This window comes from Amycolatopsis sp. CA-126428, from assembly GCF_002904335.1.
Lineage (GTDB): Bacteria > Actinomycetota > Actinomycetes > Mycobacteriales > Pseudonocardiaceae > Amycolatopsis.
The window spans coordinates 48,585-74,954 of sequence record NZ_PPHF01000108.1 but is presented as its reverse complement, the minus strand read 5'-3'; the positions used below and the strand labels follow the sequence as shown (position 1 = coordinate 74,954).

Below are 26,370 nucleotides of genomic sequence, written 5' to 3'. Positions count from 1 at the left end.
ACCCGCCGTCGAAACCCGGGATGGTTAGGCCCGCAAAGGAGTTGCGGCTAGGGTCGTGCCATGTCGCGAAGTCTCGACGCCCAGAACCGGCTGCAGCAGCTGGAGGCGATCATCGGTGCGCCGGCCACCCACCTGGGGCTGGCCGAGATGCTCGCCGAAACCCTCCAGCGGCTGCGCGAGGTCATGGCGGTCGACACCGCGACCGTGCTGCGGTACCAGCCCAGCGGCCGCCAGCTGGTGGCCTTCGCCGCGGCCGGGATCGAGGAGGAGGTCCACCAGGGCGTGCGGGTGCCGGTGGGCCGCGGGTTCGCCGGCCGGGTCGCGCTCGAGCGGGCGCCGGTCATCCTCGACCACGTCGACGAAACGACCGTCGTGAACTCCCTGCTGTGGGAACGCGGGCTGCAATCCATGCTCGGCGTGCCGATGATCGCCGGCGGCGAGCTCGTCGGCGTGCTGCACATCGGTTCCGTGGCGCTCCGGCAGTTCGGTGAGTCCGAAGTGACCACCATGCAGCTGCTCGCCGACCGGCTGGCGATGGCCGTCCAGGTGGAGGCGCTGGAGGAGAACCGCACCGCCACCATGGCGCTGCAGCGCAGCCTGCTGCCCAACAGCCTGCCCGACGTGGCGGGCCTGGCCTTCGGCGCCCGGTACGTGCCCGGCGCGGAGACCGGGCTCGGCGGGGACTGGTACGACCTGTTCTCCCTGCCGGGCGACCGGCTCGGCGTCGTGATGGGCGACGTCTCCGGGCACGGCCTCGACGCGGCCGTGATCATGGGGCGGCTGCGCAGCGCCCTGCGGGCCTACGCCCTGGACTGCGAAAGTCCCGCCGAGGTGCTCGCCAAGCTCGACCGCAAGGCCAACCACTTCGAGCACGGGGCGATGGCCACGGTGGCCTACGGGATCATCGGCCCGGACCGCGAAGCGCTGACGCTGTCCCTCGCCGGGCACCTGCCCCCGGTGCTCGCCCTGCCCGGCGAGCCGGGCCGGCTGGTGGACTCGCCGCCGGATCCCCCGATCGGGCTGACCATCGGCGTGCCCGAGCGGCGCACCACCGTCGTCGAACTGCCGTCCGACGGCGTGCTGGTGTTCTACACCGACGGGCTGGTCGAGCGCCGGGACCGCCCGGTGGACGTCGGCATGGAGCAGCTGGCGCAGGCCGTGCGCGCCGGGGACCCCGAATGGGTCTGCGCGCAGGTCATGGCCGCGATGATCGGCAACCGGCCGGCCCAGGACGACGTCGCCGTGCTGGCCATCCGGCGCCGTGACGTCCCGGCCGGCGCCTGAGGCAGGGCCGGGACGATCCGGGTCAGGATCCGATGAGCGCCGCTTCCCGGGTCGGGAACAGCGACAGGCTTTCCTCGAGCCCGGTCAGCTGGATCGGGCGCAGGGTGGCCCGGCCGGACGCGACGATCCGCACCGCGGTGCCGGTTCCGGCGTTGCGGTGGATGGTCAGCAACGCCGTCAGGCCGGGCGAGGCGAGGAACTCGACCCGGCTCAGGTCGACCACCAGGACCGGCGGCTGCTCCGCCAGTACCTCGTCCGCGGCCTGCACGAGCGCCGGTGCGGTGGTGGTGTCCACGTCCCCGGCGACCTCGACGACGATCGCTTCTCCCTGCTCCGCCCGGGCGATCCGGAACTCCCCGAACGGCACAGCGGTGGCCGAGCTTTCGAAGTGGGTGTGCTCGGTCATGGCGTTTGTCTCCTCGCCTTCGGCAGCGCCCCCGGCAACCGGTGGGCGTGCGTGTTCACGAAGGCTGTTTGCTCAACCACGGTCAATCATGCCTGCCCGGGCGGCACACCGCCGTCTCAGCACCCCTCCGCTTCCGGTCGCGGCCCCGAACAGGCAGGATGTCGGCATGGGCGAACGGGACGTGACCGGGGACTCACTCGACGACGCCGCCGGTTCCGCGGGATCGGTCGCACTGGAGAGCCTCGACGGCGCGGTGGTCCTGCGCGTCGACGGCGCTCTCGACCTCGCCCTCGCGCCGAAACTGCGCCGGCTGGCCGAACGGGCGGCGCGGCTGGGGCCGCCGCTGCTCGTCATCGACCTGACCGGCGTCACGTTCCTGGCCTCGGCGGGCATGGCCGAACTCGTCCGGGCGCACCGCGGGCCCGCCACGTCGGCGCCGCTGCGGGTGGTGGCCACCGGGCGGATCACGCTGCGCCCGCTGGAACTGACCCGGCTGGCCGACGAACTCGCCATCTACCCGTCGCTGCCGGAAGCGCTGGCGCCCTGATGACGCCCGAACCGGAATTCGACGCGATCCTGGACGCCGTGCGCGGGGCCTTCGCCGGCCGCGACGGCGCTCCGGCGGCCACCGCGGTCCGCGCGCTCGGCCCGGCCGAGGTGCGCGCGGTGCTCGGCGACCACGTCGCGCTGGCGGTGACCGATCGCCCGGTCCTCGCGGACCTGGTGCCGGGCACCGAGATCACCCACGCGATCGCCGTCGCGGCCGACGACGGCGAGCACGGCGCGTTGGTCTACACCACCGAGGAGATCGGCGGAGGTCCCCCGGCCGTCGCCGCCGCCATCGAGGCCGCCACCGCCGGCCTGGCGGCCACCGTCCGGCGGCTGCGGAGCGAAGCCGCGGTCCTCGACGCGCTGCACTCCACGGGCCGCGAACTGACCGCGCACCTCGACATCGACCGGATCGTCCAGGAGGCGACCGACGCGGCCACGAAGGCGACCGGAGCCGGCTTCGGCGCGTTCTTCTACAACCTGATCGACGAACTCGGTGAGTCGTACACGCTGTACACGATTTCGGGTGTACCGCGCGAGGCCTTCTCCCGGTTCCCGATGCCGCGCAACACCGAGGTGTTCGGGCCGACCTTCGACGGCACCGGCACCGTGCGCAGCCCCGATATCACGCAGGACCCCCGGTTCGGGAAGAACGCGCCGCACCACGGGATGCCGGACGGGCACCTGCCCGTGTGCAGCTACCTCGCCGTCTCGGCGATCAGCCCGACCTCCGGCGAGGTGCTGGGCGGGTTCTTCTTCGGCCACCCCGACCGCGACCGGTTCACCGCCCGGCACGAGTACCTGGCCGAAGGCATCGCCGCCTACGCGGCCATCGCGCTGGACAACGCCCGGCTCTACGAACGCGAGCGCAACCTCGCCACGGAACTGTCCCGCAGCATGCTGCCGGTGGCCCCGCCCACCCCCGGCCTCGACGTGCTCACCCGGTACCTGCCCGCGGCGACCGGGAGCAAGGTCGGCGGCGACTGGTTCGACGTGATCCGGCTGCCCTCGGGCGCCACCGCGTTCGTCATCGGTGACGTCGTCGGCCACGGCGTCACCGCCGCGACGGTGATGGGCCAGGTCCGCACGGCCGTCCGCAGCTACGCCCTGCTGGAGCTGCCGCCGTCGGAAGTGCTGCGCAACGTCTCCGAGCTGACCGCCGGTCTGTTCGGCGAAAGCTTCGTGACCTGCTTCTACGCGGTCCACCAGCCCTCCGCCGGGACGCTCGCCTACGCGAACGCCGGCCACCTGCCCGCGATCCTGATCCGCCCGGGCGAGCCGCCAGAGCAGATCGGCGAAGCGCTGGCGCAGCCGCTGGGCGTCGGCTCGGTCTTCCCGCAGCGCACCGCGGGCTTCCCGGTGGGCGCGGATCTGGTGCTCTACACCGACGGACTGGTCGAAAGCCGCACCCGTGACCTCACGCTGGGCATCGAATGGCTGCTGGCGGGTATCCCGGGACTGCTGACCGCGCCCGACCTGGAGCCGGCGTGGGACAAGCTGGTCGACGAACTGACGCGTGGACGGCACGACGACGACATCGCCGTGATCCACGTGCACCACCGCGGAGAGGACACGCCATGACGGACCCCCTCCCCCCGGACGCACACGCTCCCCCGGTGTCGTTCCACCGGCGCACGGCCGCGATCGCCGAACGGCTGCCGGACCTGCGCGAGGCCCTGGCCCGGTGGCTGGCCACGCTGGGCCGGTTCAACGTGCGCCTGAGCCTCGAACGCCGGGAGGACATCGTGCTCGCCGGGTACGAGGCGATGGCCAACTCGGCCGAACACGCCTACCCGCGCGGGCAGGCCGGCCCGGTCGAGGTCCGGGCCGAAGCGCAGCCCGGGCGGGTGACCGTGACGGTCACCGACTACGGCACCTGGCGGCCGCCGGTGGCCTCGAACGGGCTGCGGGGCCGCGGCCTGCCGCTCATCGACACCCTCGCCGACCACAGCGCGCAGGTGCACCGCGACGACGGCACCACGGTCACCATGACCTGGCTGACCGATTGACACACCCGGCGGCGGGGAATCCCGTCGAGTAGGCTCATCCGGGGCCGCGTGAACCTGGAGTGTGATGAGCGTCGGGGAAGAGGCCGGGCACCGCGCCGTGTTTCCCGGCGGCAGCCGGATGGCCGCCCGGATGCGGGAGTTCGACTGGACGTCGTCCCCGCTCGGGCCGCCGCGGGACTGGCCGGCCAGCCTGACGACGGCGGTCCGCATCTGCCTCACCTCCCGTTTCCCCATGATCGTCTGGTGGGGGCCGGAGCTGCGGTTCCTCTACAACGACGCGTACCTGCCGCTGCTGGGCACGAAGCACCCGGCACTCGACAAGCCGGGCTCCGAGGTCTGGGCCGAGATCTGGCACATCATCGGGCCGATGCTGGACAGCGTGATGACCACCGGCGAGGCGACCTGGTCGGAGGACCTGCTGCTGCCGATGAACCGGCACGGCTACTGGGAAGAGACCTACTGGACGTACTCCTACAGCCCGGTGCACGACGACCGCGGCGCCGTCCGGGCGGTGTTCACCGCGGTCTCGGACACGACCGAGCGCGTGATCGGCGCCCGCCGGCTGGCGACGCTGCGCGAACTCGGCGCCCGGGCCGGGGTCGCCCGCACCGTGGACGAGGCCTGTGAGCTGGTCGCCGGCGTGCTGGGGCGGGCGGCGGCCGACGTCCCCTACGCCGCGATCCACATCCGCGGGGCCGAAGGCGAACTGACGCTCGCGGCCGTCACGCCCGGAGGGGCCGGCGCGGGTGACGAAACCGCGTGGCCGCTGAAGGACGTGCTCGCCGACGGGGTCGCGCGGACGGTGTCGGACGGGGTGTTCGGCGAGCTGCCCGGGGGCGGCTGGTCGACGCCGCCCACCGAGGCGATGGTGCTGCCCCTGCGCGGCGACGCCGGTGATGCCGCCACCGGGGTGATCGTGCTGGCGGCGAGCGCCGGGCGCGCGGTCGACGAGTCCTACCGGACGTTCCTCGGGCTCGTCGCCCAGCAGACGACGGCGCTGGTCAACGGCGCGATCGCCTACCAGGTCCAGCAGCGGCGCGCCGAAGAGCTGGCCGCCCTGGACGCGGCGAAGACCACGTTCTTCGCCAACATCAGCCACGAGTTCCGGACCCCGCTGACGCTGATCCTGGGCCCGGCCGCCGAGCTGCGCGAGGCGCTGGCCGGCGCCGACGAGCGGGTGCGGGAGGAGGTCGACGTCATCCAGCGCAACGCGTTGCGGCTGGGGCGGCTGGTGAACAACCTGCTCGACTTCTCCCGGATCGAAGCCGGCCGGATGCAGGCGCGCTTCGAACCGGTGGACCTCGGGACGTTCACCGCGGAGCTGGCGAGCGTCTTCCGCGCCGCCGTCGAGCGGGCCGGGCTGGCGTTCGACGTCGACTGCCGCCCGTCGGACGAGCCGGTGTACGTCGATCGCGGGATGTGGGAGAAGGTCGTCTTCAACCTGCTGTCCAACGCGGTCAAGTTCACCTTCGACGGCGCGATCCGGGTGACGAGCTTCGTGGAGGCCGGGCACGCCGTGATCGCGGTGTCCGACACCGGGATCGGGATCGACGCCGCCGAGCTGCCGCGCCTGTTCGAGCGGTTCCACCGGATCCCGTCCGCGCGGGCGCGGTCGAACGAGGGCAGCGGCATCGGCCTGGCGCTGGTGCGCGAGCTCGCCGGCATGCACGGCGGCAGCGTCACCGTGGAAAGCACGCCGGGCACCGGGACGACGTTCCGGGTCCGGGTGCCGCTGGGCACCCGGCACCTGCCCGCCGAGCACGTCGTCGAGGAAGCCACGACCGGCCAGCTCACCGCGGACTCCGCGGAACCGTACGTGCAGGAAGCCCTGCGCTGGCTGCCGGACGGCGACAGCGCCGCCGACCCGGCGGTCGCCGGAGACCGGCGCCTGGGCGCCCGCGTGCTGGTCGCCGACGACAACGCCGACATGCGCGACTACCTCGTCCGGCTGCTGCGCGACGACTACGCGGTGACCGCGGTGCGCGACGGCGTCGAGGCGTTCGCCGCCGCCTGCGCCGAGCCGCCCGAGCTGATCATCAGCGACGTCATGATGCCGCGGCTGGACGGCCTCGGCCTGCTCGCCGAGCTGCGGGGCGACCCGCGCACCGCCGCGGTACCCGTTCTGCTGCTCTCGGCCAGGGCCGGTCAGGAAGCCGCCGTCGACGGGCTGGCCGCCGGGGCCGACGACTACCTCGTGAAGCCGTTTTCGGCGCGGGAGCTGCTCGCCCGCGTCCGCACGACCGTGCAGCTGGCGAGGCTGCGCACGCAGCACGCCCGGTGGCGCGCGGCGATGATCGACTCGCTGCAGGAGGGCTTCTTCGTCTGCGACGCCGAGGGCCGGGTCGTGGAGATCAACACGGCGTTCACCGAACTGCTCGGCTTCGGCACCGGCGGGCTGCCCTACACCCCGCCGTTCGCGTGGTGGCCCGATCGGGAGGCCGAACCCGCCGCCCACCGCCGGGTCGCGGCCGCCTTCGGTGGCGCGTGGGACGAGCCGGGCGGCAGCTTCGTGCTGCCGATGCGCCACCGGGACGGGCACCGGTTGTGGGTCGCGGTCGCCTACAACCAGCTGCAGGACGACGAGGGCCGCCGCCGGCTGGTCGGCACGATCCGCGACGTCACGGCCGAGCACTACGCGGTCCAGCGCGAAAGCACGCTCGCCTCGATGAACCAGCGCCTCGCCGGGATCAGCGGGGCGCCGGAGGTGCTCCGCACCGCGCTGGAGCTGCTGCGCGAGCTGTGGGACGTGCAGCGCGTCCTCGCGGTGACCTGGCCGCGGGACGCCGAGCCGGAGCTCGCGTCCACCGATCCCGCCGACCGGACCTGGGCGGACCTCGCCGCGCCGCTGCGCTCGACCCTGGACCACCTCCGCTCACTCCCGGCGTTGCACGCGACCCCGGCCGACAGCGGCGCGGGCGCCACCGTCGACCACCCCGGCGGCCGGCTGACGCTGTGGGTCGAGCCCGCGCCGGGGCGCCCGCTCGGCACCGAAGACCGGACGCTGCTGGCGCTGCTGGCCGGGACGCTCGCCCACGCCCTGCGCCGTGCCTACCGCGACGACCGGCAGCGGGAGGTCGCCCTCGCGCTGCAGCGCTCGATCCTCGGGCCCGCCCGGCTCCCCGACGGCTTCGCGGTGCGCTACGAGCCGGCGAACCCGCCCCTGGAAGTCGGCGGCGACTGGTACGACGTCGTCGCGCTGGCCGGCGACCGGATCGGCATCGTCGTCGGCGACTGCGTCGGCCGGGGACTCGCCGCGGCCGCGGTGATGGGCCAGCTCCGCAGTGCTTGCCGCGCGCTGCTGCTGGAAGCCAGCAGCCCGGCGCACACGCTCAGCGCCCTCGACCGCTTCGCCGGGCGGCTGCCGGGTGCCCTGTGCACCACCGTCTTCTGCGGGGTGCTCGACCCGGCCACCGGCACGCTCACCTACAGCAGCGCCGGGCACCCGCCCGCCACCCTCGTGCACCGCGACGGCACGGCGGAGTTCCTCGACGAGGGCGGCAGCCTGCCGCTGGCCGTCGGGGTCACCGGGTCGCGCCCGGAAGCCACCGCGGTCGTGCCGATCGGGTCGCTGCTGATGCTCTACACCGACGGGCTGGTCGAGCGCCGCCGCGAGTCGCTCGACGAGGGCATGGGCCGGGCCACCACGGTCGCCCACGACACGCGGGACGCCGAGCTCGGCGAGCTGGCGACCGCCCTGATGGACCGGCTCCGCCCGGCCGAAGGTTACGAGGACGACGTCGCGCTGCTGCTCTACCGCCGGTCGGTCCCCCCGCTGGACTTCGCGTTCGCCGCACACCCGGACCACCTCGCCTCGACCCGCCAGTGGCTGCGCGCCTGGCTGGAGAACGCGGCCCTCGAGCCGGACCTCGCCCAGGACGTGCTCGTCGCGGCCGGCGAAGCCTGCGCCAACTCCGTCGAGCACGCTTACCTGGACGGCCCCGAGGCGACCGCGCACCTCTCGGCCCGGCTCACCGGCGCCCACCTGGTCGTCACGGTGACCGACCGGGGCCACTGGAAGCAGCCGCCGCCGGACAACCACGTGCTGCGCGGGCGCGGCGTGCCGATGATGGAAGCGCTGGCCGACGCGGTCACCTTCCGGTACGACGCCGTCGGGACCACCGTCACGCTGGAATGGAGGATCGGTTCGTGACGACGGCACTCACGCTGGTCAGCGGCCCGGGCGACCACGGGGACCGGGTCCTGTCCGTCACCGGGGAGATCGACATGAGCAACGCCGCCGAATTCGGCGCGGCGCTGGACGGCGAACTGGCGGCGGGCCCCGCCGTCACCGTGGACCTCACCGGGGTGTCCTACCTCGACAGCGCCGGCGTCTCGGTGCTGTTCGACCGGGCCGCCGAACACGACCTGCGGCTGGTCGCGCCGCGGCTGCTCGACCGCGTACTGCGCGTGTCCGGCCTCACCCAGGTAGTGAAGGTCATGATCCGCTGAACGGTTGACTTCCGGCTCAGGGGGTACGCAAACCGCAGCGACGGCGGCTGGGGTGGATTGCGCTGCCGTCCGTCGCCAGGTGGCTCCGGCGCCCACCCACGACGTTCAGCAGCGAGCGCCGGCCCGGAGCCACCGCCCCCTTCCCGGAGCGGAGTGCCGCGACGGTGTGGCTGCGACGATGTTTGCCGCGGCGGTGTTGCGGAAGGCGCACCGGACGCGAGTAAGGTTTTGCCGTTCCGTTGAAGCAGCAGCGGTCCGGCACGAGCCGCCGCCGTCCGGGACGGAGATGATCGAGTGACCGGTGAGCCGATCCTGCCCGAGCACCTCGACGAACTGACCGCCGCGATGGCGGACCTCACGGGCGCCCTGGAGACCGAACCAGCCGAAGCGGAAATCCTCGACGCCGTCTGCGCCGAAGCCGTCCGGGCCATCCCGGGCGCCGACATGGCCAGCATCACCGCGATCCGCGACGGCGAGCCGAAGACGGCGGCCAGCACGGACGAGCGCGCCGTCAAGATCGACCGCGCCCAGTACGCGGCGGGCGCGGGTCCCTGCCTGCAGGCCGCGGAGACCGGCGAGATCGTCCGGGTGCCGCTCGCCACGGCCGGGACGGCGTGGCCGGAATTCACCCGGCGTGCCCAAGAACTCGGGGTCGGCAGCTACCTCGCCGCGCCGCTGCGCGTCGACGAACACCTCTCCGGGGCGCTCAACCTCTTCGGCTACGGTGACCACGGCTTCGCGGAGACCGATTCACGGCTCCTGCAGCTCTACACCACGGTCGTCTCGTTCGGGCTGCGCACCACGCGGCGCTACCACCAGGCCCGGCAGCGCACCGTCGAGCTCGAAGCGGCGATGCAGTCACGCGCGGTGATCGAGCAGGCCAAGGGCATCCTGATGGCCGTGCACCGGATCAGTGCTGACGACGCCATGAAGCGGCTGGTCACCGAGTCGCAGCACACCAACGTGAAGCTCCGGGACATCGCGACCCGGTTCGTCGAAGACCTGTCCTCGACGAAGTCGCCCTGAACCTCAGGCGCTGCGGCGGGCCGGGAACGGCCAGGTGAGCGTGATGACGGTGCCGCCGTCGGTCGTGCGGACGTCGAGCCCGTCGACCAGGGCCTGGATCAGGCGCAGCCCGCGGCCGCCGTCCGCCCGCTCGGCCACCGACTCCCAGCGGCCCTGGTCGGCGACGGTGACGATCAGCACGTCCTGGTCGATCCGGGCCCGGACGTCGATCAGCCCCGGCCGGCCGTGGTAAGCGTGGCCGAGCACGTTGGCCATCGCTTCCCAGCAGGCCAGCACGACGTCGTCGGCCTGCCGCCCGACCTCGTCGCCGGCGCGCCGCCGCAACCACGAGACCAGGTGCCGGCGCAGGCTCGGCAAGGTCCGTGGCGAAATCGTGCCGCGGTACCGCCATCCGTCCGATCCCAGCTCTTCCACGTTCACCTCCTCGGGGGATATCAGGTTTGCTACCCACCGGTTCGGATTCTCAATCACCGGTAAAGCCGCCCTGGCGCCGTTCGGACCTGGTGCCGCCCCGGGCGGTCGTGGTCGGATGGGCGGATGATTCGGTCGACGTCGTCCGTGGTGCTGTGCGCGGTGCTGGCCGCGGCCCTCCTGCCCGCCGTGTCCACCACAGCCGGCGCGGCCACCGCGGCGCCGGGCCCGGGCGCCGTCTCGCACTTCGGCCTGGCCCGCAAGGACTGCCTGGGCACCGCGCGGAACACGGCGAGCAAGGCGTGGTTCACCGTGGCGGGCGGCGTCCTCTCCGACGTCTACGCGCCGGTGATCGACAACACGAACGTCGAAACGCTGCAGTTCGCCGTCACCGACGGGCGCAGCTTCACCGACCTGCAGGCCCGGGACATGACCTACACGGTCCGCACGAGCGCGGGCGGGATGGCGTGCGAGGTGACGTCGACCCCGCGCAGCGGGCGGTACCGGCTGGTCACCGAGTACCTGGCGGACCCGGCCCGGACCGGCGTGCTCATCCGCACCCGGCTGGAGCCGCTGCGGGACTCCGGGCGGGACCTGAAGGTCTACGTGCGGTTCGACGCGAGCGTCAACGGCAACGGCGGAGGCGGCCCGGCCAACGGCGGCGGCGACACCGCCACGGTCGACCCGGCGACGTCCGCGCTGGTCAGCGCCGACGCGAACACCGTGTCCAGCGCGCCGGCCCGCGACTACGGCACCCCGCTGGCCGCCGCGCTGCGCGCCGACCACCGGTTCCTGGCCACCGGCAGCGGCTTCGCCGGCACCGCGGGCGACGGCCTGGCCCAGCTGGACCGCGACCACCGGCTCAGCGACACGACACCGTCGGCGGCGAACGGCAACGTCGTGCAGACCGCGCAGCTGGACCTCCAGCCGCGCCGCCCGGCGGTGCTGGCGCTCGGCTTCGGCGCGGATGCGCGCGCCGCCGTCGCCACGGCCGGGGCGAGCCTGCGCACGCCGTTCGAGCAGAGCTACCGCCAGTACGCGCGCGAATGGCGTGACTACGACAATGGCCTGATCCCGGTGCGGGGCAAGGACTCCGACGCTTACTACCAGTCGGTCAACGTGCTGAAAGCCAGTGAGGACAAGACCTTCCCGGGCGCGGTCGTCGCTTCGCTGGGCAGCCCGTGGGGTCAGGCGGTGTCCGCGGGTGACGCGCCTGGCGGGAAACCGGTCTACTTCGGTTCCTACCGCGAGATCTTCGCGCGCGACCTCTACGAAAGCTTCTCCGGCCTGCTGTCCGCCGGCGACCGCGAGACGGCGCGGGCGAGCGTCCGGTGGCTGTTCGCGCGGCAACAGCAACCGGACGGCCGGTTCCCGCGCAACTCGCTGCTCAACGGCAAGAAGGCCCCCGACTCCGGCGGTGACCAGCTCGACGAGAGCGCGTACCCGATCCTGATGGCCTTGCAGGCCGGGCTCGACCGCGACCGCACCCTCTACACCGACCACATCCGTGCGGCCGCCGACTTCGTCGTCGCGCACGGGCCCGCGTTCGGCTCGGAACGCTGGGAAGAGCAGGGCGGCTACTCCCCCTCGACGATCGCCGCGGAGATCGCCGGCCTGGTCGCCGCGGGCGTGATCGCCGACCGCAACGGCGACAGTGCGCGCGCGAACGTCTACCGCGCCACCGCCGACCACTTCCAGCGCAGCATCAAGGGCTGGACGGTGACGCGGAACGGGCCCTACGGCGGCCGGTACTTCCTGCGGCTGACGAAGAACGGCGATCCGGACTCGGAGTGGAACTACAACCTGGGCAACGGCTCGGTCGACGCCGACCAGCGCGCGGTCGTCGACGCCGGCTTCCTCGAGCTGACGCGGCTGGGCGTGCTGCCCGCCAACGACCCGGACGTCGCCGCGTCGCTCGGCGTCGTGGACCGCGTGATCAAGCGGGACACCCCGGCCGGGCCGGGCTGGTACCGCTACGGGACGTCGACGCCGGGCAGCGAAGACGGCTACGGCGACTGCTACGAACCGGATCCGACGAACTGCGCCCCGACCGGCGCTCCCTGGCCGTCGACGAACACCGGGTCCGGGCACCTGTGGCCGGTGCTCGCCGGCGAACGCGGCGAGCAGGCCGTGCAGACCGGCGACCGGGCCGGAGCGGCGGCGCTGCTGCGCGCGATGCGGGCGCAGACCGGCGGCACCGGCCTGATCCCCGAGCAGATCTGGGAGAACCCGGCGCTGCCCGCGTCGCCGTACGGCGCGGACCCGAAGACGGCGTCGATCGGCTTCACCCCGGGGCAGTCCGTCGGGTCGGTGGCGCCGCTGAGCTGGGCGCAGTCGCAGTCGGTGCGGCTGGCCCGGGCCCTCGACGACGGACGGCTGCCCGAGCAGCCCGCCGAGGTCCGCTCGCGGTACGTCCACGCACCACCTGCTTTGGCTGTCACCCTCGACGCACCCGCGTCGGTGTCCACCGCGACCGCCCAGGTCACCGGCACCGCGCCGGCCGGCAGCCGCGTCGACCTCGCCGTTTCGGCCACCGACGCGGGGACGACTTCGGTGCTGTCGACCCGGGCTTCGGCGGCGGGGACGTTCAGCGCCACGGTGCCGACGCCGCTCGGCGCGAACGTCGTCACGGCGGCCGCGACCGGCGCGGGAACCGGGTACGCGCAGAAGACGATCAGCTCGGACTTCGTCACCGGCACCGTCCTGCTGGACACCACGGACCCCGACGGCGACGACACCGGCCCGGGCACCTACACGTACCCGACGGCGGGCGACTTCCACGCGGGCGCGTTCGACCTCCAGCGGTTCCAGGTCATCGATTCCGGCACCACCCTGGTGTTCCGGGCGCAGGTGCGTGACCTGTCACCGACGTTCGGCTCGCCGCTGGGCGCCCAGCTGCTGACGATCTACGGGCACGACCCGGCCGCGACGGCGACGTCGACCGCGGCGCCGTTCCCGAGCCGGGCGTACACGATCGCGCCGCAGGACGCGTGGAGCCGGCGCATCGAGGTCCAGGGCTTCGCCGAGCCGGCGCTCGTCGACGCTTCGGGCGCTTCGCTGGCCACGCCGTCCGTGCAGGCTTCGCAGGCGACGCGGTACATCACGGTCAGCGTGGCGAAGACGGCCTTCGGGACACCGGGGCCGGGCTGGACGCTCGCCGTGGTGCTCACCGGGCAGGACGGCAACTCCCCCGACCAGGCCCGGCCGTTCACGCCGACGGCGGGCCAGTACACGTTCGGCCTCTGCGCGGCCGGCGGGACGGCCCCGATCTGCGCCGCGGACCCGGCGACCGCGCCCAAGGCGGTCGACGTGCTGACCCCGTCCGGAGTGGACCAGCAGCTCGAACTGGACCCGGCCCGCGGGCCGGTCGCCGTGCGCGCGGTGCCCGTGGGCTGAGTTCTGGCACCCTGGACGCATGATCGACGAGTTCGCGAAGCAGTACCTGCACGGCGACCTGCGTGAGATCCGCGAAGAGCTGGCCGGCAAACTCGACGGGCTCGGCGAGTACGACATCCGCCGTCCCCTGACCGCGACCGGCACCAACCTGCTCGGTCTCGTCAAGCACCTGACCCTGACCGAGGCGAGGTACTTCGGCGACATCTTCGGGCGGCCGTTCCCCGAGCCGATGCCCCGGTGGGACGACGCGAGTGCGCGCGGCACGGACATGTGGGCGACCGAGCACGAGACACGCGCGGAGATCGTCGACCGCTACCGGCGGGTGTGGGCCCACTCCGACGCGACGATCACCGAGCTCGCCATCGACACGCGGGGGCACGTGCCCTGGTGGCCCCGCCCGGACGTGCTGCTGTTCAACGTCCTGGTCCACGTGCTCACCGAGACCAGCCGGCACGCCGGCCACGCGGACATCCTGCGCGAACAGCTCGACGGCTCACTCGCCACCGACGGCCACCGCGACGCGGAGTTCTGGGCCACCCGGCGCGCGGAGGTCGAGCGGGCCGCCGAGGCCGCCCGCTGACGTCCACTGTGGACTGCCGGCCGGGGTGTCGCGCGACCTCTGGCGCGCGGGGTCAGTGCGGCAGTCCCGCGTTGAGGCGAGCCAGGATGCCGTGCGGGAACGGCAGGGCGGGCGCACTCACCTCCGTCAGCCGGGCCAGCTGGGCCTCGGTCACCTCAAGAGCGAGCGCGCCGAGCGTTTCGGCGAGCTGCTCCGGCGTCCGCGCGCCGATCAGCGGCGCGGGCATCGACGGGCGGGTCGTCACCCAGCGCAGCGCCACCTGGGCCGGGGTGGCGCCGGTCTCGGCCGCGACCTCGCGAACCGCGTCCAGCACCGCCCAGCGGGTTTCGGGCAGGGCGCGGAAGGCGGTGGCGTCCGGGCCCGCGAGCCGGCCGGTGCCGGTGCCGTCGCGGGTGTACTTGCCGGTGAGGAATCCGCCGCCGATCGCGCCCCACGGCTGGATCGCGATGCCGAACTCGGCCGCCAGGGGCACGTACTCGGCCTCGATCGCCCGCTCGACGAGGGAGTACTCCAGCTGCAGCGCCGTCACCGGCGGCCCGCCGAGCATGGCGGCCTTCGTCGCGTACCACGCGGGGACGTCGCTGAGCCCGACCGCCCGGATCTTCCCGGCGCGCACGAGGTCGCCGAACGCCGCCAGTACCTCTTCGGCCGGGGTGAAGCCGTCCCAGATGTGCAGCCAGTACAGGTCGACGTGGTCGACGCGCAGCCGCCGCAGCGACGCCTCCAGCGAGGCGATCATGTTCTTGCGCCCGTTGCTGCGGCGGCGCGGGTCCGAGTGCGGGGCCCCGCCGCTGAAGCCGGGCCCGGAGTACTTGGTGGCGAGCACGACGTCGTCGCGGGCGACGTCGCGGAGGAAGTCACCGACCAGTTCCTCGCTGCGGCCGCCGCTGTAGTTGTCCGCGGTGTCGACGAAGTTGCCGCCCCGCTCGACGTAGGCGCGGAAGATCTTGCGGGCGGTGTCGTCGTCGGCGCAGAAGGAGCCGGTGCCGAAGGTCATCGCGCCCAGCGCCAGCGGGGACACGCGCAGCCCGGAGCGGCCCAGCGGCCGGTAGTCGTCCAGTTCGGTCATCCCCCGATCGTGCAACCCGGAGCGCGGTCCGGGTCAAACCCCGATCGGGTGTACGCGGGCACCATCCAGGAGACAACCAGGCAGACTCCCGGCTAACACCGGATGACCATCCGGTGTGCGCTAACCTGCCGATCATGGGATCCGGCCGAGTGGGCCGGCGCGTCGAGGAGTCGATTTCGTGCAACCGAACCTGGGGCCAGGCGAAGACTTCCAGCTCCTGCTCGAGCGGCAGGTCCGGGAGATGCAGTCGAAAGCCGCCGCGCTGAACGAAGCGCTTTCCTCGGCCGGGGCGACGGTCCGCACCCGTGACGGCTCGGTCACCGTGACCCTCGCCCCGAACGGCGCGCTCACGAACCTCGAGCTCGGGCACCGGGCGTGCGAGCTGGGCCCGGCGCGGCTGACCGCGGCGATCATGGGCGCGGTGCGGGACGCGCAGCGCCAGACCGCCCGGGCCGTCGCGGATTCCTTCGCCACCATCAACGGCGACGGCGAGTCGACCGAAATGGTCCGGTCCTTCCTGCCGCCGGACCCGCCACCGGACGGCGGCTTCGCGGCGCCGGAAAGCGCCGAGATCGCCCCGCCGCCCGCACCGGCCCCGCCAGCTCCGCCTGCGCCGCCGGCACCGCCGTCCGCGCCGCGGCGGCGTCCCGCGGCCGACGAGCGTCCCGACGACGAATCGAACCCCTGGTGACCGGCGGGGGCTTCCGCGTCTCCTCGGAGCCACTCGCGAACTTCGGCAAGCACCTCGACGAGCTGCAGAAGAACCTGCAGGGCACCGCGGACCTCGTCGGCGGCATGACCTGCGACCCGGCATGTTCGGCATCAACCCGGCGTGCCAGCTGATGGCCGCCGGCGCGAGCACCTGGACCGACAAGGCGCACCACCAGTTCGGCGAGTACGCCAAGACCGTCGGCGAGTTCGCCGACAAGGTCACCGAAGCGGCGAAGCGCTACCAAGCGGGCGAAGAAGACGCCGTGAACTCGATCGTGAGGTTCGGATAGTGGGCGACGACTACCAGAGCAAGGACGTCAGCCTCCACGGTTCGGACCTGTTCAACGAGGACAACCGCGCGGCGGGCGCGGGCTTCTTCGAGGCGGCGACCGGCCTGGACAAGGCCGTCAAAGAGCACGACAAGGTCGCGATCGGCATCGGCTCGGCGGGCATGGCGCTGGAGACCATCGGTCTCGTGCTGGACCCGATCGGCAGCCTGCTGACGGCCGGGATCGGCTGGCTCATCGAGCACATCACGATCCTGCGGTGGCCGCTGGACATCCTGATGGGCGACCCGATCGGCATCGCGGCGGCCAGCGAGGCGCTCTCGGCGGAGAAGAAGAAGCTGGAGCAGTGGTCGGCCGACCACCAGCAGGCGCTCGACACGCTGATGAAGGAGTGGAGCGGGCAGGCCGCGGACCAGTTCAAGAAGGACATGGACGCGGTCACCCAGCAGCTGGGCTCCCTCGGCGGCTACCTCGACGAGGCCGGCAAGAACATGAAGATCGCCGGCGGCATCGTCGGCGCGTTCCGCGGCATCCTCCGCGACCTGATCGCGATGCTCCTGGCGACGATCATCAAGGGCGCCCTGATCGCGGCGGCCCTGGCCCCGGTGACGTTCGGGGCGTCGATCGCGATCTTCATCGGCACGACGATCGGCACGGTGGCCACGGCGCTGGGCAAGATCGGCGCGAAGCTGGCCCAGCTGGCGAAGCAGCTGGGCGAACTGCTGAAGGCGCTGACGAAGCTGGGCAAGGCGGGCGACGACCTGGCGGCGGCCAAGCCCCCGACGAGCAGCCTCACCCCCACGCCGACCCCGAAGCCGGACCCGGCACCCACGCCGAAGCCGGATCCCAAACCGGACCCCAAACCTTCGTCGGCGACTCCGGAGCCGAAGCCCGAGCCCAAGCCGGACCCCAAGCCCACACCCGAGCCCAAGCCGGACACCACTCCCTCGTCGGCCACGCCCGAGCCGAAGCCCGAGCCCAAGCCGGACACCACACCGGAACCCAAGCCCGAGCCCAAACCGGAACCCGCGCCCTCGTCCTCGTCGGCGACCCCGGAACCGAAGCCGGAGCCCAAGCCCACACCCGAGCCGAAGCCGGACACCACTCCCTCGTCGGCCACCCCCGAGCCGAAGCCCGAGCCCAAGCCGGACACCACACCGGAACCCAAGCCCGAGCCCAAACCGGAACCCACGCCCTCGTCCTCGTCGGCGACCCCGGAGCCGAAGCCCGAACCCAAGCCCGACACCACACCGGAACCCAAACCCGAGCCCAAGCCGGACACCACCCCCGAGCCCAAGCCGGAACCCGCGCCCTCCTCGGCCACCCCGGAACCCAAGCCGCACAAGCCGTTCACCGACCAGATGACCGATGTCATCAAGACCAAGCTGTCCCAAATGGACGGTGTGACGCCCGAGATCATGCAGAAGTTCGACAAGATCAGCAACTTCTCCGTGCACGAGCTCGGCAAGCTCTTCGGCAAGGAGGGCGCCGAAAAGTTCGAGTCGGCCATCAAGGTCATGACCGACCCGTGGTTCGGGAAGTCGGGCCTGGCCGGTAAGACCGTCGTCGACATGATCAAGGGCGTGCCCGCCAGCGTCGGCAACGTCACCGGCGGGGACGACGACTCCTAACCCAGCGGCTCCAGCCCGGTCAGCGCCACGCTTTCCGTCCACACCCGGGCGGCGGCCGCGTCGTCGGTCAGGTTGGCCCACCGCCGTTCGGGCCGCGGCCGGCCGCGCAGGCCGAACACGCGCGGGCCCCACAGCTGGCCGCCCTCGACGTCCGGGCCGAGCACCGCGCGGACCGCGGGCCGCGCCCCGGCGTCCTTGCCGTGCAGCACCAGCCGGGCGGGCAGCCCGCGCAGCCACGCGCCGGTCGTGCGGGTGTGCACCGGCGGCCGGGACGGCGTCAGCGAGTCGAGCGTGCCGCCGGGGTGGGCGAGCACGCTGAGCCGCGAATCGCCCGCCGCCCGCAGCCGCCGGTCGAGCTCGAGCGCGAACAGCATCTGGGCCAGCTTGGACCGCTCGTACGCGCGCTTCGGCTGGTAGTCACGCTCGCTGTGGAGGTCGGCGAAGTCGAGGTGAGCCGACTTCGCCGCGAAGCTGCCCGTGGTGACGATCCGGGCGGCCGGCGCCAGCACCGGCAACAGCCGGGCGACCAGGGCGAAGTGGCCGAGGTGGTTGGTGCCGAACATCAGCTCGTGCCCGGCCGCGGTTTCCCGGCGTGGCGGGGCGTCGAGGGCCACTCCGGCGTTGCACAGGACGGCGTCCAGCACCCCGACGTCCGGTTCGAGCGAGCCCAGGTCGGCCAGGTCCAGCCGGACGTGCGCCACCTTCGCCCCGGCGACCCGCGATCGGATCGACTCGGCCGCGGCCTGCGCCTTGGCCGGGTCGCGGCTGCCGATGACCACCTCCGCGCCGGCTGAAGCCAGCTGCTCGGCGGCGAAGTAGCCGATCCCCGCGTTGCCCCCGGTCACCAAGACCCGCACCGCGGCCCCTTCCCGTGTCAAGCTGTCCTTCGTGGACAACGCTACCGACGACCCGGCCCGGCCCGGCTACCGGCGCTCGGCCGGGTCGCCCCGCGGGGAGGCCCGGCGCCGGGACCTGCTGGCCAAGATCACCGACGACGTCGCCGAGAACGGGCTCGTCGACTTCTCGCTGCGGCGGGCCGCCCGAGCGGCGGGGACGACGCACAAGGTGCTGCTCTACCACTTCGAAGGCACCGAAGATCTGCTGCGGCAGGTGATCTTCGCGCTGCGCGAACGACGGATCGGCAACGCGCTGACGGCCGTCACCGCGGAGTCGCCGACGCTCGCCGGCCGGGTCCGGGCCGCCTGGATCAGCCTCCGCGACGAGGAAACGCAGCTGCGGCGGGTCCTCGACCAGGCGATGGGCCTGGCGATGTACGACCCGGGCCGGTACGCCGCACTCGGCCGGGGCGCGTCCCAGCAGTACCTGCCGACGCTGGTCTCGTTCTGCCCGCCGCACTGGCCGGAGCGGCGCAAGCTCGAGGTCGCCGAGATGATCCTCGCGACGCTGCGGGGTTTCCTCGTGGACCTGCTGACCAGCCCGGACGGCGAAGGCGCGGCGGCCGGCGTCGCGGCGCTGCTGCGGGCGGTCGAACGGGAGGAAACCGCGCCCTGATCCTCGACAGTTTGCGAACCACGTGGTTCACTTCTGCCCAGGGGACGTCACTGGGAGGCTGACATGCAGGTCGAGCTGTCCGCGGGCACGATCGAGTACACCGACACGGGCGGCGCGGGCCCGGCCGTCGTCTTCGTCCACGGCCTGCTGATGGACGGCTCGCTGTGGGACGGCCCGGTCACGGCCCTCGACGGCCTCCGGTGCGTCGTCCCGACACTGCCGCTGGGCGCCCACCGGCTTCCGATGCGCGACGGCGCCGACCTGTCGCTGCCCGGCCTCGCACGGCTGCTCACGGAGTTCCTGGAGCGGCTCGACCTGCGGGACGTCACCTTGGTCGGCGTCGACACCGGCGGCGCGCTGGTGCAGCTGCTCATGGCGGACGACGCCGCGCGGGTCGGCCGCGTCGTGCTCGCGTCCTGCGACGCGTTCGACAACTTCCCGCCCGGCCTCACCGGCAAAACGCTGTTCCTGACCGGGAAGCTCTCGCCACGCCTGTTCGGCGCGTTCATGCAGCAGATGCGGCTGCGCGCGGTGCGCCGGCTCCCGATCGCCTTCGGCCGGCTGACGAAACGCGGCGACGCCGTCACGGCCCGCTGGATCCGGCCGCTGCTGACCCAGGCCGGCGTCCGCCGGGACACCGTCCGCGTCCTGCGGGCGGCCGCCGCCGCACCGGGCATCCTGGTGGAGGCGGCCGGGCGGCTGCCGGGCTTCGACCGGCCGGCGCTGGTCGTCTGGGCCACCGAGGACCGCGTGATGCCCCTCGAGCACGGCCGGCGACTGGCCGAGCTGCTGCGCCAGGGGAAGCTCGTCGAGGTGGCCGACAGCTACACGCTGCTGCCGCTCGACCAGCCGGCGGAGTTCGCGCGGCTGGTCCGGGGGTTCACAGCCGGCTGAGGCCGTAAAGGATGCGCTTCATCAGGTCCATGCTCGGCCGGTTGCCGTTGCCGCGCTTCGCGGTGTGCACGGCGACGAGACCGCGGTCGGCGAGGTCGGAGAGCAGCACCCGCGCCACCCCGAGCGGCAGCCGCCGCCGCGCGGCGACCTCGGCCACCGACTGCGAAGTGCGGCACAGCACGCAAATTTCCGACTCTTCCGCAGTGCTCCCGCGCGTCATGGCCCGCCCGCGCGCGGTGGTCGAGACGAGTGTCTCGACGGGCAGGTCACGCGTCGGCCGGGTCCGGCCGTGGGTGCGGAAGTACGGACGGACGAGTCCCGCCGCCCCTCCGTCTTCGAGCGCGGTCCCCCAGTGCACAGCCAGCTCCTCACGGCGATTAATCCTTGTAGGCGATTATTCGACACCGTGATCGACTCCACCGCAATCGACCGAACAGGCTAACGGACGGTAAACTCCAGGTCAGGGCGGCACCGTTGAACGACACCACTCCGCCGGGCGAAGGTCATCCAGCGGGATTATCAGACTTTTGACAACTCGGCCGGCTTGCGAGCCTTCCGCGCGCGGGCCAGCAGGCGCGTCATCCGGCGCCGCCACCACCGCGCGGCGGCGAACTCCTGCTGGACCTCGGCGATGCGCGCGCGGAGGTAGGCGTCGGTGATCATCTCGGCTCCCCTGGTCGTCCGTGCCGCCACGGTGCGCCGGAGCCATTGGGAAAATCTTGAACGGACCTTGCCCGGCGGACGCCGATCCGCTACGCCTGAGCCGGGAGGGATCGGGCGTGGTGGAACTGCGGGTGCTGGGCGCCGTCGAGGTCGTGGCCGGCGGCACCCGGCTCGACATCGGGCACGCGCGGCAGCGTGACGTGCTGGCGGCCCTGCTCCTCGACGTCGGCCGGGCCGTCCCGGTCGACCGGCTCATCGACCGGGTGTGGGGCGAACGGCCGCCGCGGCAGCCGAAGAACTCGCTGTACGCGTACGTCTCCCGGCTGCGTGCGCTGCTGAGCGCGCTGGACGGCGTGACGATCGAGCGCGAGCGTGACGGCTACCTCCTCGTCGCCGATCCGCTGGTGGTGGACGTCCACCGGTTCGAAAGCCTCCTCCGGCGGGCGAGGGCGACGGCGGACGACCACGCCGCACTCGCGCTGTACGACGAAGCCTTGGCGCTGTGGCGCGGGACGCCGCTCAGCGACCTGGACTCGCCGTGGGTGGACGGGGTCCGCAGCGAACTGGAGCGCAAGCGCGAGGCAGCCGTGCTCGACCGCGACGACCTGCGGCTGCGCACCGGCGCCCACGCCGCCGTGCTCGACCGGCCCGTCGGTGCCGACGCCGGCGGCGAGCGGGCGGCCGCCCAGCGGATCGAGGCGCTGTTCCTCGACGGCCGTCCGGCCGACGCGCTGCGGGAGTACGAACGGGTCCGGGCCCGCCTGGCGGACGAGCTCGGCGCCGACCCGGGCCCGCGGCTGCGCGGCCTGCACGAACGCATCCTGACCGGCGGCGGCACCGGCCCGGAGCCGCGGCAGCTCCCGGCCGCGGCGCCCTCGTTCTCCGGCCGCACCGCCGAGCTGGCGGCCCTCGACCGGATGCTGACCCGCGACGGCGCCGTCGCGGTGATCTCCGGCGCGGGCGGTCTCGGGAAGACGTGGCTGGCCGTGCGGTGGGCGACCGACCACGCGAGCCGGTTCCCCGACGGCCAGCTGTACGTCGACCTCCGCGGCTTCGACCCGGCGCACGAACCGGTGCCCGCGGAGCACGCGGTCCGCGGCTTCCTCGGCGCGCTGGGCGTCGCACCGGCGTCGATCCCGCCGGAGCCGGACGGGCAGGCGGCGCTGTACCGCAGCCTCACCGCCCGCCGCCGGCTGCTCGTGGTGCTCGACAACGCCCGCGACACCCGGCACGTGACCCCGTTGCTGCCCGGCGGACCGTCCTGTTCGGTGCTCGTCACCAGCCGGCACGAGCTCGGCGGCCTGCTCACCACGCACGGCGCGAGCGCGCTGCCGCTGCGCACCCTCGACGAAGACCAGGCGCGGGAGCTGCTCGCGCACAAGCTGGGCGCGGCCCGGCTCACCGGCGAACCCGAAGCGGCGCAGGAGATCCTGGACCAGTGCGGCGGACTGGCTTTGGCGCTGGCGATCGTCGCCGCCCGCGTCGCGGCCGAGCCGCGGCGACGACTCGCCGAGCTGGCCGCCGAACTGCGTGAAAGCCGGCTGGACGCCCTGGACACCGGGGAGCTGGCCGCGAGCCTGCGGGCGGTGTTCGACGCCTCGTACCGCTCCCTCTCCCCGGCGGCCGCCTCCGCGTTCCGCCTCCTCGGCCTGGTCCCCACCGAGGACGTCGGCCGCGCGGCCGCGGCCGCGCTGCTCGGGGACGCCCGGGCCGTGCGCGTGCTGTGCGCGGCCCACCTCCTGGAGGAGCACCAACCGGGCCGCTTCCGGATGCACGACCTCGTCAAGCTCTACGCCGCCGAGCTCGTGGCGACGACCGACGACGCCGCCACCCGGCTGGCGGCGTCGACCCGGCTGTTCGACCACTACCTGAGCGCGGCGTCGGCGGCCATGGACCGGTTCTCGCCCCACGAGCCGTACCTGCGGCCACCGGTGGCCGGGCCGCGCCCTTCCTTCGCGTCCGACGAGGCCGCGCGCGCGTGGCTGGACGCCGAGCGGGCGACGATGCTGGCGTTGGCCACGAGCGCCCCGGAGGCGTTGGCGGGGCACGTGGTCCGCTTGTCGGCGACGCTCTGGCGGTACCTGCACATCGGGGCGCACCACTACGAAGCACTCGCCCTGCACACGACCGCGCTGGCGCTGACGCGCCCCGGCACGCGCGAACGGGGATTCGCCGACCAGGCCGTCGGCATGACCTTGATCTTCCTCGGCCGCTTCGACACGGCCGCCGAGCACCTCGCGCAAGCCCTTTCCCTGGCGTTGCGGCAGCGGAACGATCTGCTGGAAAGCATGACCCGCAACGGCATCGCCACGATCGAAGACGTCCGCGGCCACCGCCCGGCGGCCCGCGAGCAGCTCGACCTGGCCCTCGCGGCGGCGCGGCGGACGGGCCACGCGCTGCTGGAGGGAATAGCGCTGTGCAACATCGGCGAACACCACCGCTGGTGCGGCGACCACCCGAAGGCGGTGCAGTACCTGCGGCAAAGCGGCCGCATCGCCGAAGATCTCGGCTCAGCGGGGTTGGGCGGCCCGGTCCTGGCGGCGCTGGGCAGCGCGTACGCGGGCTTGGGCCGCCCCGGCGAAGCCGACGACCACTTCCGCCGCGCATTGGAGTTCGCGCGGGCGGGCGGGAACACGAACCTGGAGGTCACGGCCCTGAACGACCTGGCGGCGACGAAGTCGGGTGCGGAGGCGATTTCGTTGTACGAAAAGGCGTTGGCGCTGGCTCGCCGGAGTGGTCACCTTCGTGAGCGTGCCTTGGCCCAGCACGGGTTGGGGGTGGCCCACCGGGCTGCCGGGAACCACGCCGAGGCGGTATCGCACTTGGAAGCGGCGTTGGCCGCGTACACGGAGTTGAGGGCGCCGGAGGCCGAGGAGATCCGCGGCCTGCTCGGCGGGAGAGTCGAGCCGTCCCGCGCCGGACGTTCCGGCGGCGGCCTGACCTCAGGTTAGGATTCGGCCGGCAATCATGTTCAGACCTGGGGGGACCTTTCATGACGACGCCCGAAGACAGACCGCAGCAGCCCGCGCCGGAGGCGAATCCGTTCCGGCCCCCGACCCCGGGGGCGGCCCTGCCGCAGTACCCGCCCGCGCCGTACCCGGCGCCTCCGCCGCTCGGCTTGCCGCCCAAGAAGGGCGGTGGCCTCAAACTCGCGCTGCGGCTCGGTATTCCCCTCGTGTTCCTCGCGATCGTGGTCGTGATCGGGCTGACCTCGTCCACGCCCAAGAGCAGCAACGTCGGCGACTGCCTCAAGGGCAACGCGGACAACGCCGACAGCGTGACCTCGGTGGCCTGCGGCCCGGAGGCGAACTACAAGATCGTCGGCAAGGTCCCGGACCAGACGCGGCTGGCCCTGACCATCGGCGGCGGCTGTGACCGGTTCCCGACCGCGACCGTGGCGTATTGGGAGGGCGTCGAGGCCTCGAAGGGCACGCTGCTCTGTCTGGAGGACGTGAAGAACCCGGGCAAGGGCATGTCGCTGGTGGGCGACTGCATCAAGGGAGACCTCTCCGACGCCGCCCACGCCGAAAGGGTCCCTTGTGGACCGGACGCGGCCTACAAGGTCGCCGGCGTAGAGGACGGCGGCGCCCTGGGCGGCCTGACGACCGCGGCCTGCGTGAAGGTCCCGTCCGCGGCCGCCTCGATGGAGTGGAAGCGGCAGGGCAGCCTGTCGTCGAAGGTCCTGTGCCTGGAGGACTTGAAGAACCCGGACAACCGGAAGCCCGCCATCGGCGAGTGCATGGCGACCGGCGCCAACGACGAGCTCCACCTCGCCCCCTGCCAGAAGGGCGCGGCGAAGGTCCTCGGCCAGGTGGACGGCCTGACCAAGATGGACGGCCTGTCGAAGACGATCGAGGAGATCTGCAAGGACTTCCCCGGCTCGGACCAGGCGGCTTCGTGGAGCATGCGGGGCTCCCTCGCGGTGACCACCTACTGCATGCAGTCGATCAAGAAGTAGGGCACCAACGCGTGTTCGCCCCGCCGGCCGCGGCAGACGACCTGACGACGGCCTGGCGGGGCTGAACGCGATAAAACCGCAGCTCAGAGGCGGATCGCCTTCTTGTTCATGAACTCCTCGATCCCCAGCGGCCCCAGTTCCCGCCCCATTCCCGACCGCTTGATCCCGCCGAACGGCAGATCCGCCTCCGACCCTCCCGACTTGTTGACGTACACCATTCCCGCCTCGATCTTCCGCCCCACGCGGGCCGCGCGGGCTCGGTCGGTGGCGAACACGCTCGCCCCCAAGCCGAACGGGGTGTCGTTGGCCAGGGTCACCGCCTCTTCCTCCGTCTCCGTCCGGAACAGCAGCGCCACCGGGCCGAAGATCTCCTCGTGGTACGCCGCCATCCGGGGCGTCACCTCCGTCAGGACCGTCGCCTCCACGTACGCGCCCGGGCCCGGGATGCGGTGGCCGCCCGCGCGCAGCGTTGCTCCTTCGCGGATCGCCGTCGCTATCTGGGCCGCCACCTCCTCCGCCGCCGCCGTCGAGGCCAGCGGGGGCAGCGTGGTCGACGGGTCCGCCGGGTCGCCCGGGACGTAGTACTCCGTCACGCGCTGGGCGAACCGGTCCGCGAACTCCTCGTACAGCTCGCCCAGCACGATGATGCGCTTCGGCGCGTTGCACGACTGGCCGCAGTTGCGCATCCGGGCCGTCGCCGTGATCTTGACCGTCTCGTCCAGGTCGTCGGTGTCCAGCACGATCAGCGGGTCCGAGCCGCCCAGTTCCAGGACGCACTTCTTGAGGTTGCGCCCGGCTTCGGCCGCCACCGAGATGCCCGCCTGCTCGCTGCCGGTCAGCGACACCCCGGCGAGCCGCGGGTCCGCGAGCATCCACGGGACCTGGCGGCTCGACGCGAACACGTTCACGTACGCGTCCGCCGGCACCCCGGCGTCCCGCAGCACCGCCTCGATCGCCACCGCCGACCGTGGGCAGATCGACGCGTGCTTGAGCAGGATCGTGTTGCCCAGCACCAGGTTCGGCGCCACGAACCGGGCGACCTGGTAACACGGGAAGTTCCACGGCATCACGCCCAGCAGCGCGCCGATCGGCTCCTTCGTCAGCACCGCCTCGCCGCCGCGGATGGCCAGGGGCTCGTCCGCCAGCAGGTCCGGGCCGCGCTCGCCGTAGTAGCGGAAGATGTCGGCGACGACGCCCACTTCGCCGCGGCCTTCGTTGATCCGCTTCCCCATCTCCAGGGTCATGATCGCGGCGAGCTCGTCGGCGCGCTCGGCGAACAGCTCCGCCGCGCGCAGCACGATCGCGGCGCGTTCGGCGACCGGCCGGGCCCGCCAGGCCGCGTACCCGCGGTGCACCCGATCGATCGCCACGCGGACCTGCTCGTCGGCCGCGTTCGGGATTTCTTCGACCAGCTCACCCGTCGCCGGATTGGTGACTGTGTACACAGCGGCCTCCTTCGTCAGCCTACTGGATACTGTATACACTATGTGAGCAGTGATCGACACCCGCGCGGCGGTACCCGCGGCCGCTTGATC

Annotated in this window: 24 protein-coding genes; 17 read left to right on the top strand and 7 right to left on the bottom strand. The window is 73.0% G+C overall.

All coding sequences use genetic code 11. The features are described 5' to 3' along the window. Positions 1 to 60: 60 nt before the first annotated feature. Positions 61 to 1,284: a PP2C family protein-serine/threonine phosphatase gene (locus C2L58_RS27030; RefSeq protein WP_103340498.1), complete on the top strand. Its 1,224-nt coding sequence runs from the start codon at positions 61 to 63 to the stop codon at positions 1,282 to 1,284. A 22-nt stretch (positions 1,285 to 1,306) separates the two neighbouring features. Here C2L58_RS27030 and C2L58_RS27025 read toward each other — a convergent pair whose 3' ends face one another. Further along, complete coding sequence (locus C2L58_RS27025; RefSeq protein ID WP_103340497.1) at positions 1,307 to 1,690, bottom strand: STAS domain-containing protein; 384 nt, start codon at positions 1,688 to 1,690, stop codon at positions 1,307 to 1,309. A 166-nt stretch (positions 1,691 to 1,856) separates the two neighbouring features. Here C2L58_RS27025 and C2L58_RS27020 point away from each other — a divergent pair, with 166 nt between their 5' ends. From C2L58_RS27020 to C2L58_RS26995, 6 genes are all read left to right on the top strand, one after another. Further along, positions 1,857 to 2,237, top strand: coding sequence for an STAS domain-containing protein (locus C2L58_RS27020; RefSeq protein ID WP_103340496.1), 381 nt, complete (start codon positions 1,857 to 1,859; stop codon positions 2,235 to 2,237). Then, complete coding sequence (locus tag C2L58_RS27015; protein ID WP_103340495.1) at positions 2,237 to 3,820, top strand: PP2C family protein-serine/threonine phosphatase; 1,584 nt, start codon at positions 2,237 to 2,239, stop codon at positions 3,818 to 3,820. Before C2L58_RS27020 ends, C2L58_RS27015 begins: the two co-directional genes overlap by 1 nt. Further along, complete coding sequence (locus C2L58_RS27010) at positions 3,817 to 4,248, top strand: ATP-binding protein (RefSeq protein WP_103340494.1); 432 nt, start codon at positions 3,817 to 3,819, stop codon at positions 4,246 to 4,248. Before C2L58_RS27015 ends, C2L58_RS27010 begins: the two co-directional genes overlap by 4 nt. A gap of 64 nt (positions 4,249 to 4,312) precedes the next feature. After that, a complete protein-coding gene (locus tag C2L58_RS27005; RefSeq protein WP_103340493.1) occupies positions 4,313 to 8,398 on the top strand; it encodes a SpoIIE family protein phosphatase in 4,086 nt (1,361 codons plus the stop codon). Continuing rightward, positions 8,395 to 8,697, top strand: coding sequence for an STAS domain-containing protein (locus C2L58_RS27000; protein ID WP_103340492.1), 303 nt, complete (start codon positions 8,395 to 8,397; stop codon positions 8,695 to 8,697). Before C2L58_RS27005 ends, C2L58_RS27000 begins: the two co-directional genes overlap by 4 nt. 294 nt (positions 8,698 to 8,991) lie before the next feature. Then, positions 8,992 to 9,723: a GAF and ANTAR domain-containing protein gene (locus tag C2L58_RS26995; protein ID WP_103340491.1), complete on the top strand. Its 732-nt coding sequence runs from the start codon at positions 8,992 to 8,994 to the stop codon at positions 9,721 to 9,723. 3 nt (positions 9,724 to 9,726) lie between these two features. Here C2L58_RS26995 and C2L58_RS26990 read toward each other — a convergent pair whose 3' ends face one another. Further along, positions 9,727 to 10,137 (bottom strand): ATP-binding protein, encoded by a 411-nt coding sequence (locus tag C2L58_RS26990; protein WP_103340527.1) that lies wholly within the window; start codon positions 10,135 to 10,137, stop codon positions 9,727 to 9,729. Between the two features lie 123 nt (positions 10,138 to 10,260). On the opposite strand from C2L58_RS26990, the gene C2L58_RS26985 reads away from it, so the two are divergent. After that, on the top strand, positions 10,261 to 13,530 hold the full coding sequence (locus C2L58_RS26985) for a glucodextranase DOMON-like domain-containing protein (protein ID WP_103340490.1): 3,270 nt from the start codon (positions 10,261 to 10,263) through the stop codon (positions 13,528 to 13,530). Positions 13,531 to 13,549: 19 nt separating this feature from the next. After that, positions 13,550 to 14,110: a DinB family protein gene (locus tag C2L58_RS26980; protein ID WP_103340489.1), complete on the top strand. Its 561-nt coding sequence runs from the start codon at positions 13,550 to 13,552 to the stop codon at positions 14,108 to 14,110. 52 nt (positions 14,111 to 14,162) lie between these two features. Here C2L58_RS26980 and C2L58_RS26975 read toward each other — a convergent pair whose 3' ends face one another. Continuing rightward, positions 14,163 to 15,179 (bottom strand): aldo/keto reductase, encoded by a 1,017-nt coding sequence (locus tag C2L58_RS26975; RefSeq protein WP_103340488.1) that lies wholly within the window; start codon positions 15,177 to 15,179, stop codon positions 14,163 to 14,165. 178 nt (positions 15,180 to 15,357) lie between these two features. On the opposite strand from C2L58_RS26975, the gene C2L58_RS26970 reads away from it, so the two are divergent. The 4 genes from C2L58_RS26970 to C2L58_RS51395 are packed head-to-tail and all read left to right on the top strand — an operon-like array spanning position 15,358 to position 17,808. Beyond that, entirely contained in the window at positions 15,358 to 15,870 is a 513-nt protein-coding gene (locus C2L58_RS26970) for a YbaB/EbfC family nucleoid-associated protein (protein WP_103340487.1), read from the top strand. Further along, positions 15,867 to 16,022, top strand: coding sequence for a hypothetical protein (locus tag C2L58_RS49415; RefSeq protein ID WP_158264180.1), 156 nt, complete (start codon positions 15,867 to 15,869; stop codon positions 16,020 to 16,022). Before C2L58_RS26970 ends, C2L58_RS49415 begins: the two co-directional genes overlap by 4 nt. Continuing rightward, positions 15,992 to 16,180, top strand: coding sequence for a hypothetical protein (locus C2L58_RS49410; protein WP_103340486.1), 189 nt, complete (start codon positions 15,992 to 15,994; stop codon positions 16,178 to 16,180). Before C2L58_RS49415 ends, C2L58_RS49410 begins: the two co-directional genes overlap by 31 nt. Beyond that, the gene (locus C2L58_RS51395) at positions 16,180 to 17,808 is read left to right on the top strand and encodes a WXG100 family type VII secretion target (RefSeq protein ID WP_146073688.1); all 1,629 of its coding nucleotides are present in this window, start codon (positions 16,180 to 16,182) and stop codon (positions 17,806 to 17,808) included. Before C2L58_RS49410 ends, C2L58_RS51395 begins: the two co-directional genes overlap by 1 nt. On the opposite strand, the gene C2L58_RS26955 is transcribed toward C2L58_RS51395, so the two are convergent. Continuing rightward, a complete protein-coding gene (locus tag C2L58_RS26955; protein WP_103340485.1) occupies positions 17,805 to 18,665 on the bottom strand; it encodes an SDR family NAD(P)-dependent oxidoreductase in 861 nt (286 codons plus the stop codon). The genes C2L58_RS51395 and C2L58_RS26955 overlap by 4 nt on opposite strands. A 31-nt stretch (positions 18,666 to 18,696) precedes the next feature. On the opposite strand from C2L58_RS26955, the gene C2L58_RS26950 reads away from it, so the two are divergent. Together C2L58_RS26950 and C2L58_RS26945 are read left to right on the top strand one after the other, a co-directional pair. Further along, a complete protein-coding gene (locus C2L58_RS26950) occupies positions 18,697 to 19,320 on the top strand; it encodes a TetR/AcrR family transcriptional regulator (RefSeq protein ID WP_103340526.1) in 624 nt (207 codons plus the stop codon). 63 nt (positions 19,321 to 19,383) lie between these two features. Beyond that, on the top strand, positions 19,384 to 20,214 hold the full coding sequence (locus C2L58_RS26945) for an alpha/beta fold hydrolase (RefSeq protein ID WP_103340484.1): 831 nt from the start codon (positions 19,384 to 19,386) through the stop codon (positions 20,212 to 20,214). Here C2L58_RS26945 and C2L58_RS26940 read toward each other — a convergent pair. Beyond that, positions 20,201 to 20,572 carry a DUF742 domain-containing protein gene (locus C2L58_RS26940; protein ID WP_103340483.1) on the bottom strand — a complete coding sequence of 124 codons (372 nt, stop codon included), beginning with the start codon at positions 20,570 to 20,572 and terminating at the stop codon, positions 20,201 to 20,203. The two genes, C2L58_RS26945 and C2L58_RS26940, sit on opposite strands and share 14 nt — an antisense overlap. A 161-nt stretch (positions 20,573 to 20,733) precedes the next feature. Beyond that, positions 20,734 to 20,877: a hypothetical protein gene (locus tag C2L58_RS49915; protein ID WP_199191460.1), complete on the bottom strand. Its 144-nt coding sequence runs from the start codon at positions 20,875 to 20,877 to the stop codon at positions 20,734 to 20,736. Positions 20,878 to 20,993: 116 nt separating this feature from the next. On the opposite strand from C2L58_RS49915, the gene C2L58_RS26935 reads away from it, so the two are divergent. Both C2L58_RS26935 and C2L58_RS26930 read left to right on the top strand, forming a co-directional pair. Beyond that, a complete protein-coding gene (locus C2L58_RS26935) occupies positions 20,994 to 23,828 on the top strand; it encodes an AfsR/SARP family transcriptional regulator (protein ID WP_103340482.1) in 2,835 nt (944 codons plus the stop codon). Between the two features lie 41 nt (positions 23,829 to 23,869). After that, a complete protein-coding gene (locus C2L58_RS26930; RefSeq protein WP_103340481.1) occupies positions 23,870 to 24,835 on the top strand; it encodes an LppU/SCO3897 family protein in 966 nt (321 codons plus the stop codon). A gap of 83 nt (positions 24,836 to 24,918) precedes the next feature. On the opposite strand, the gene C2L58_RS26925 is transcribed toward C2L58_RS26930, so the two are convergent. Beyond that, positions 24,919 to 26,280, bottom strand: coding sequence for an NAD-dependent succinate-semialdehyde dehydrogenase (locus C2L58_RS26925; protein WP_103340480.1), 1,362 nt, complete (start codon positions 26,278 to 26,280; stop codon positions 24,919 to 24,921). Between the last annotated feature and the right edge of the window lie 90 nt (positions 26,281 to 26,370).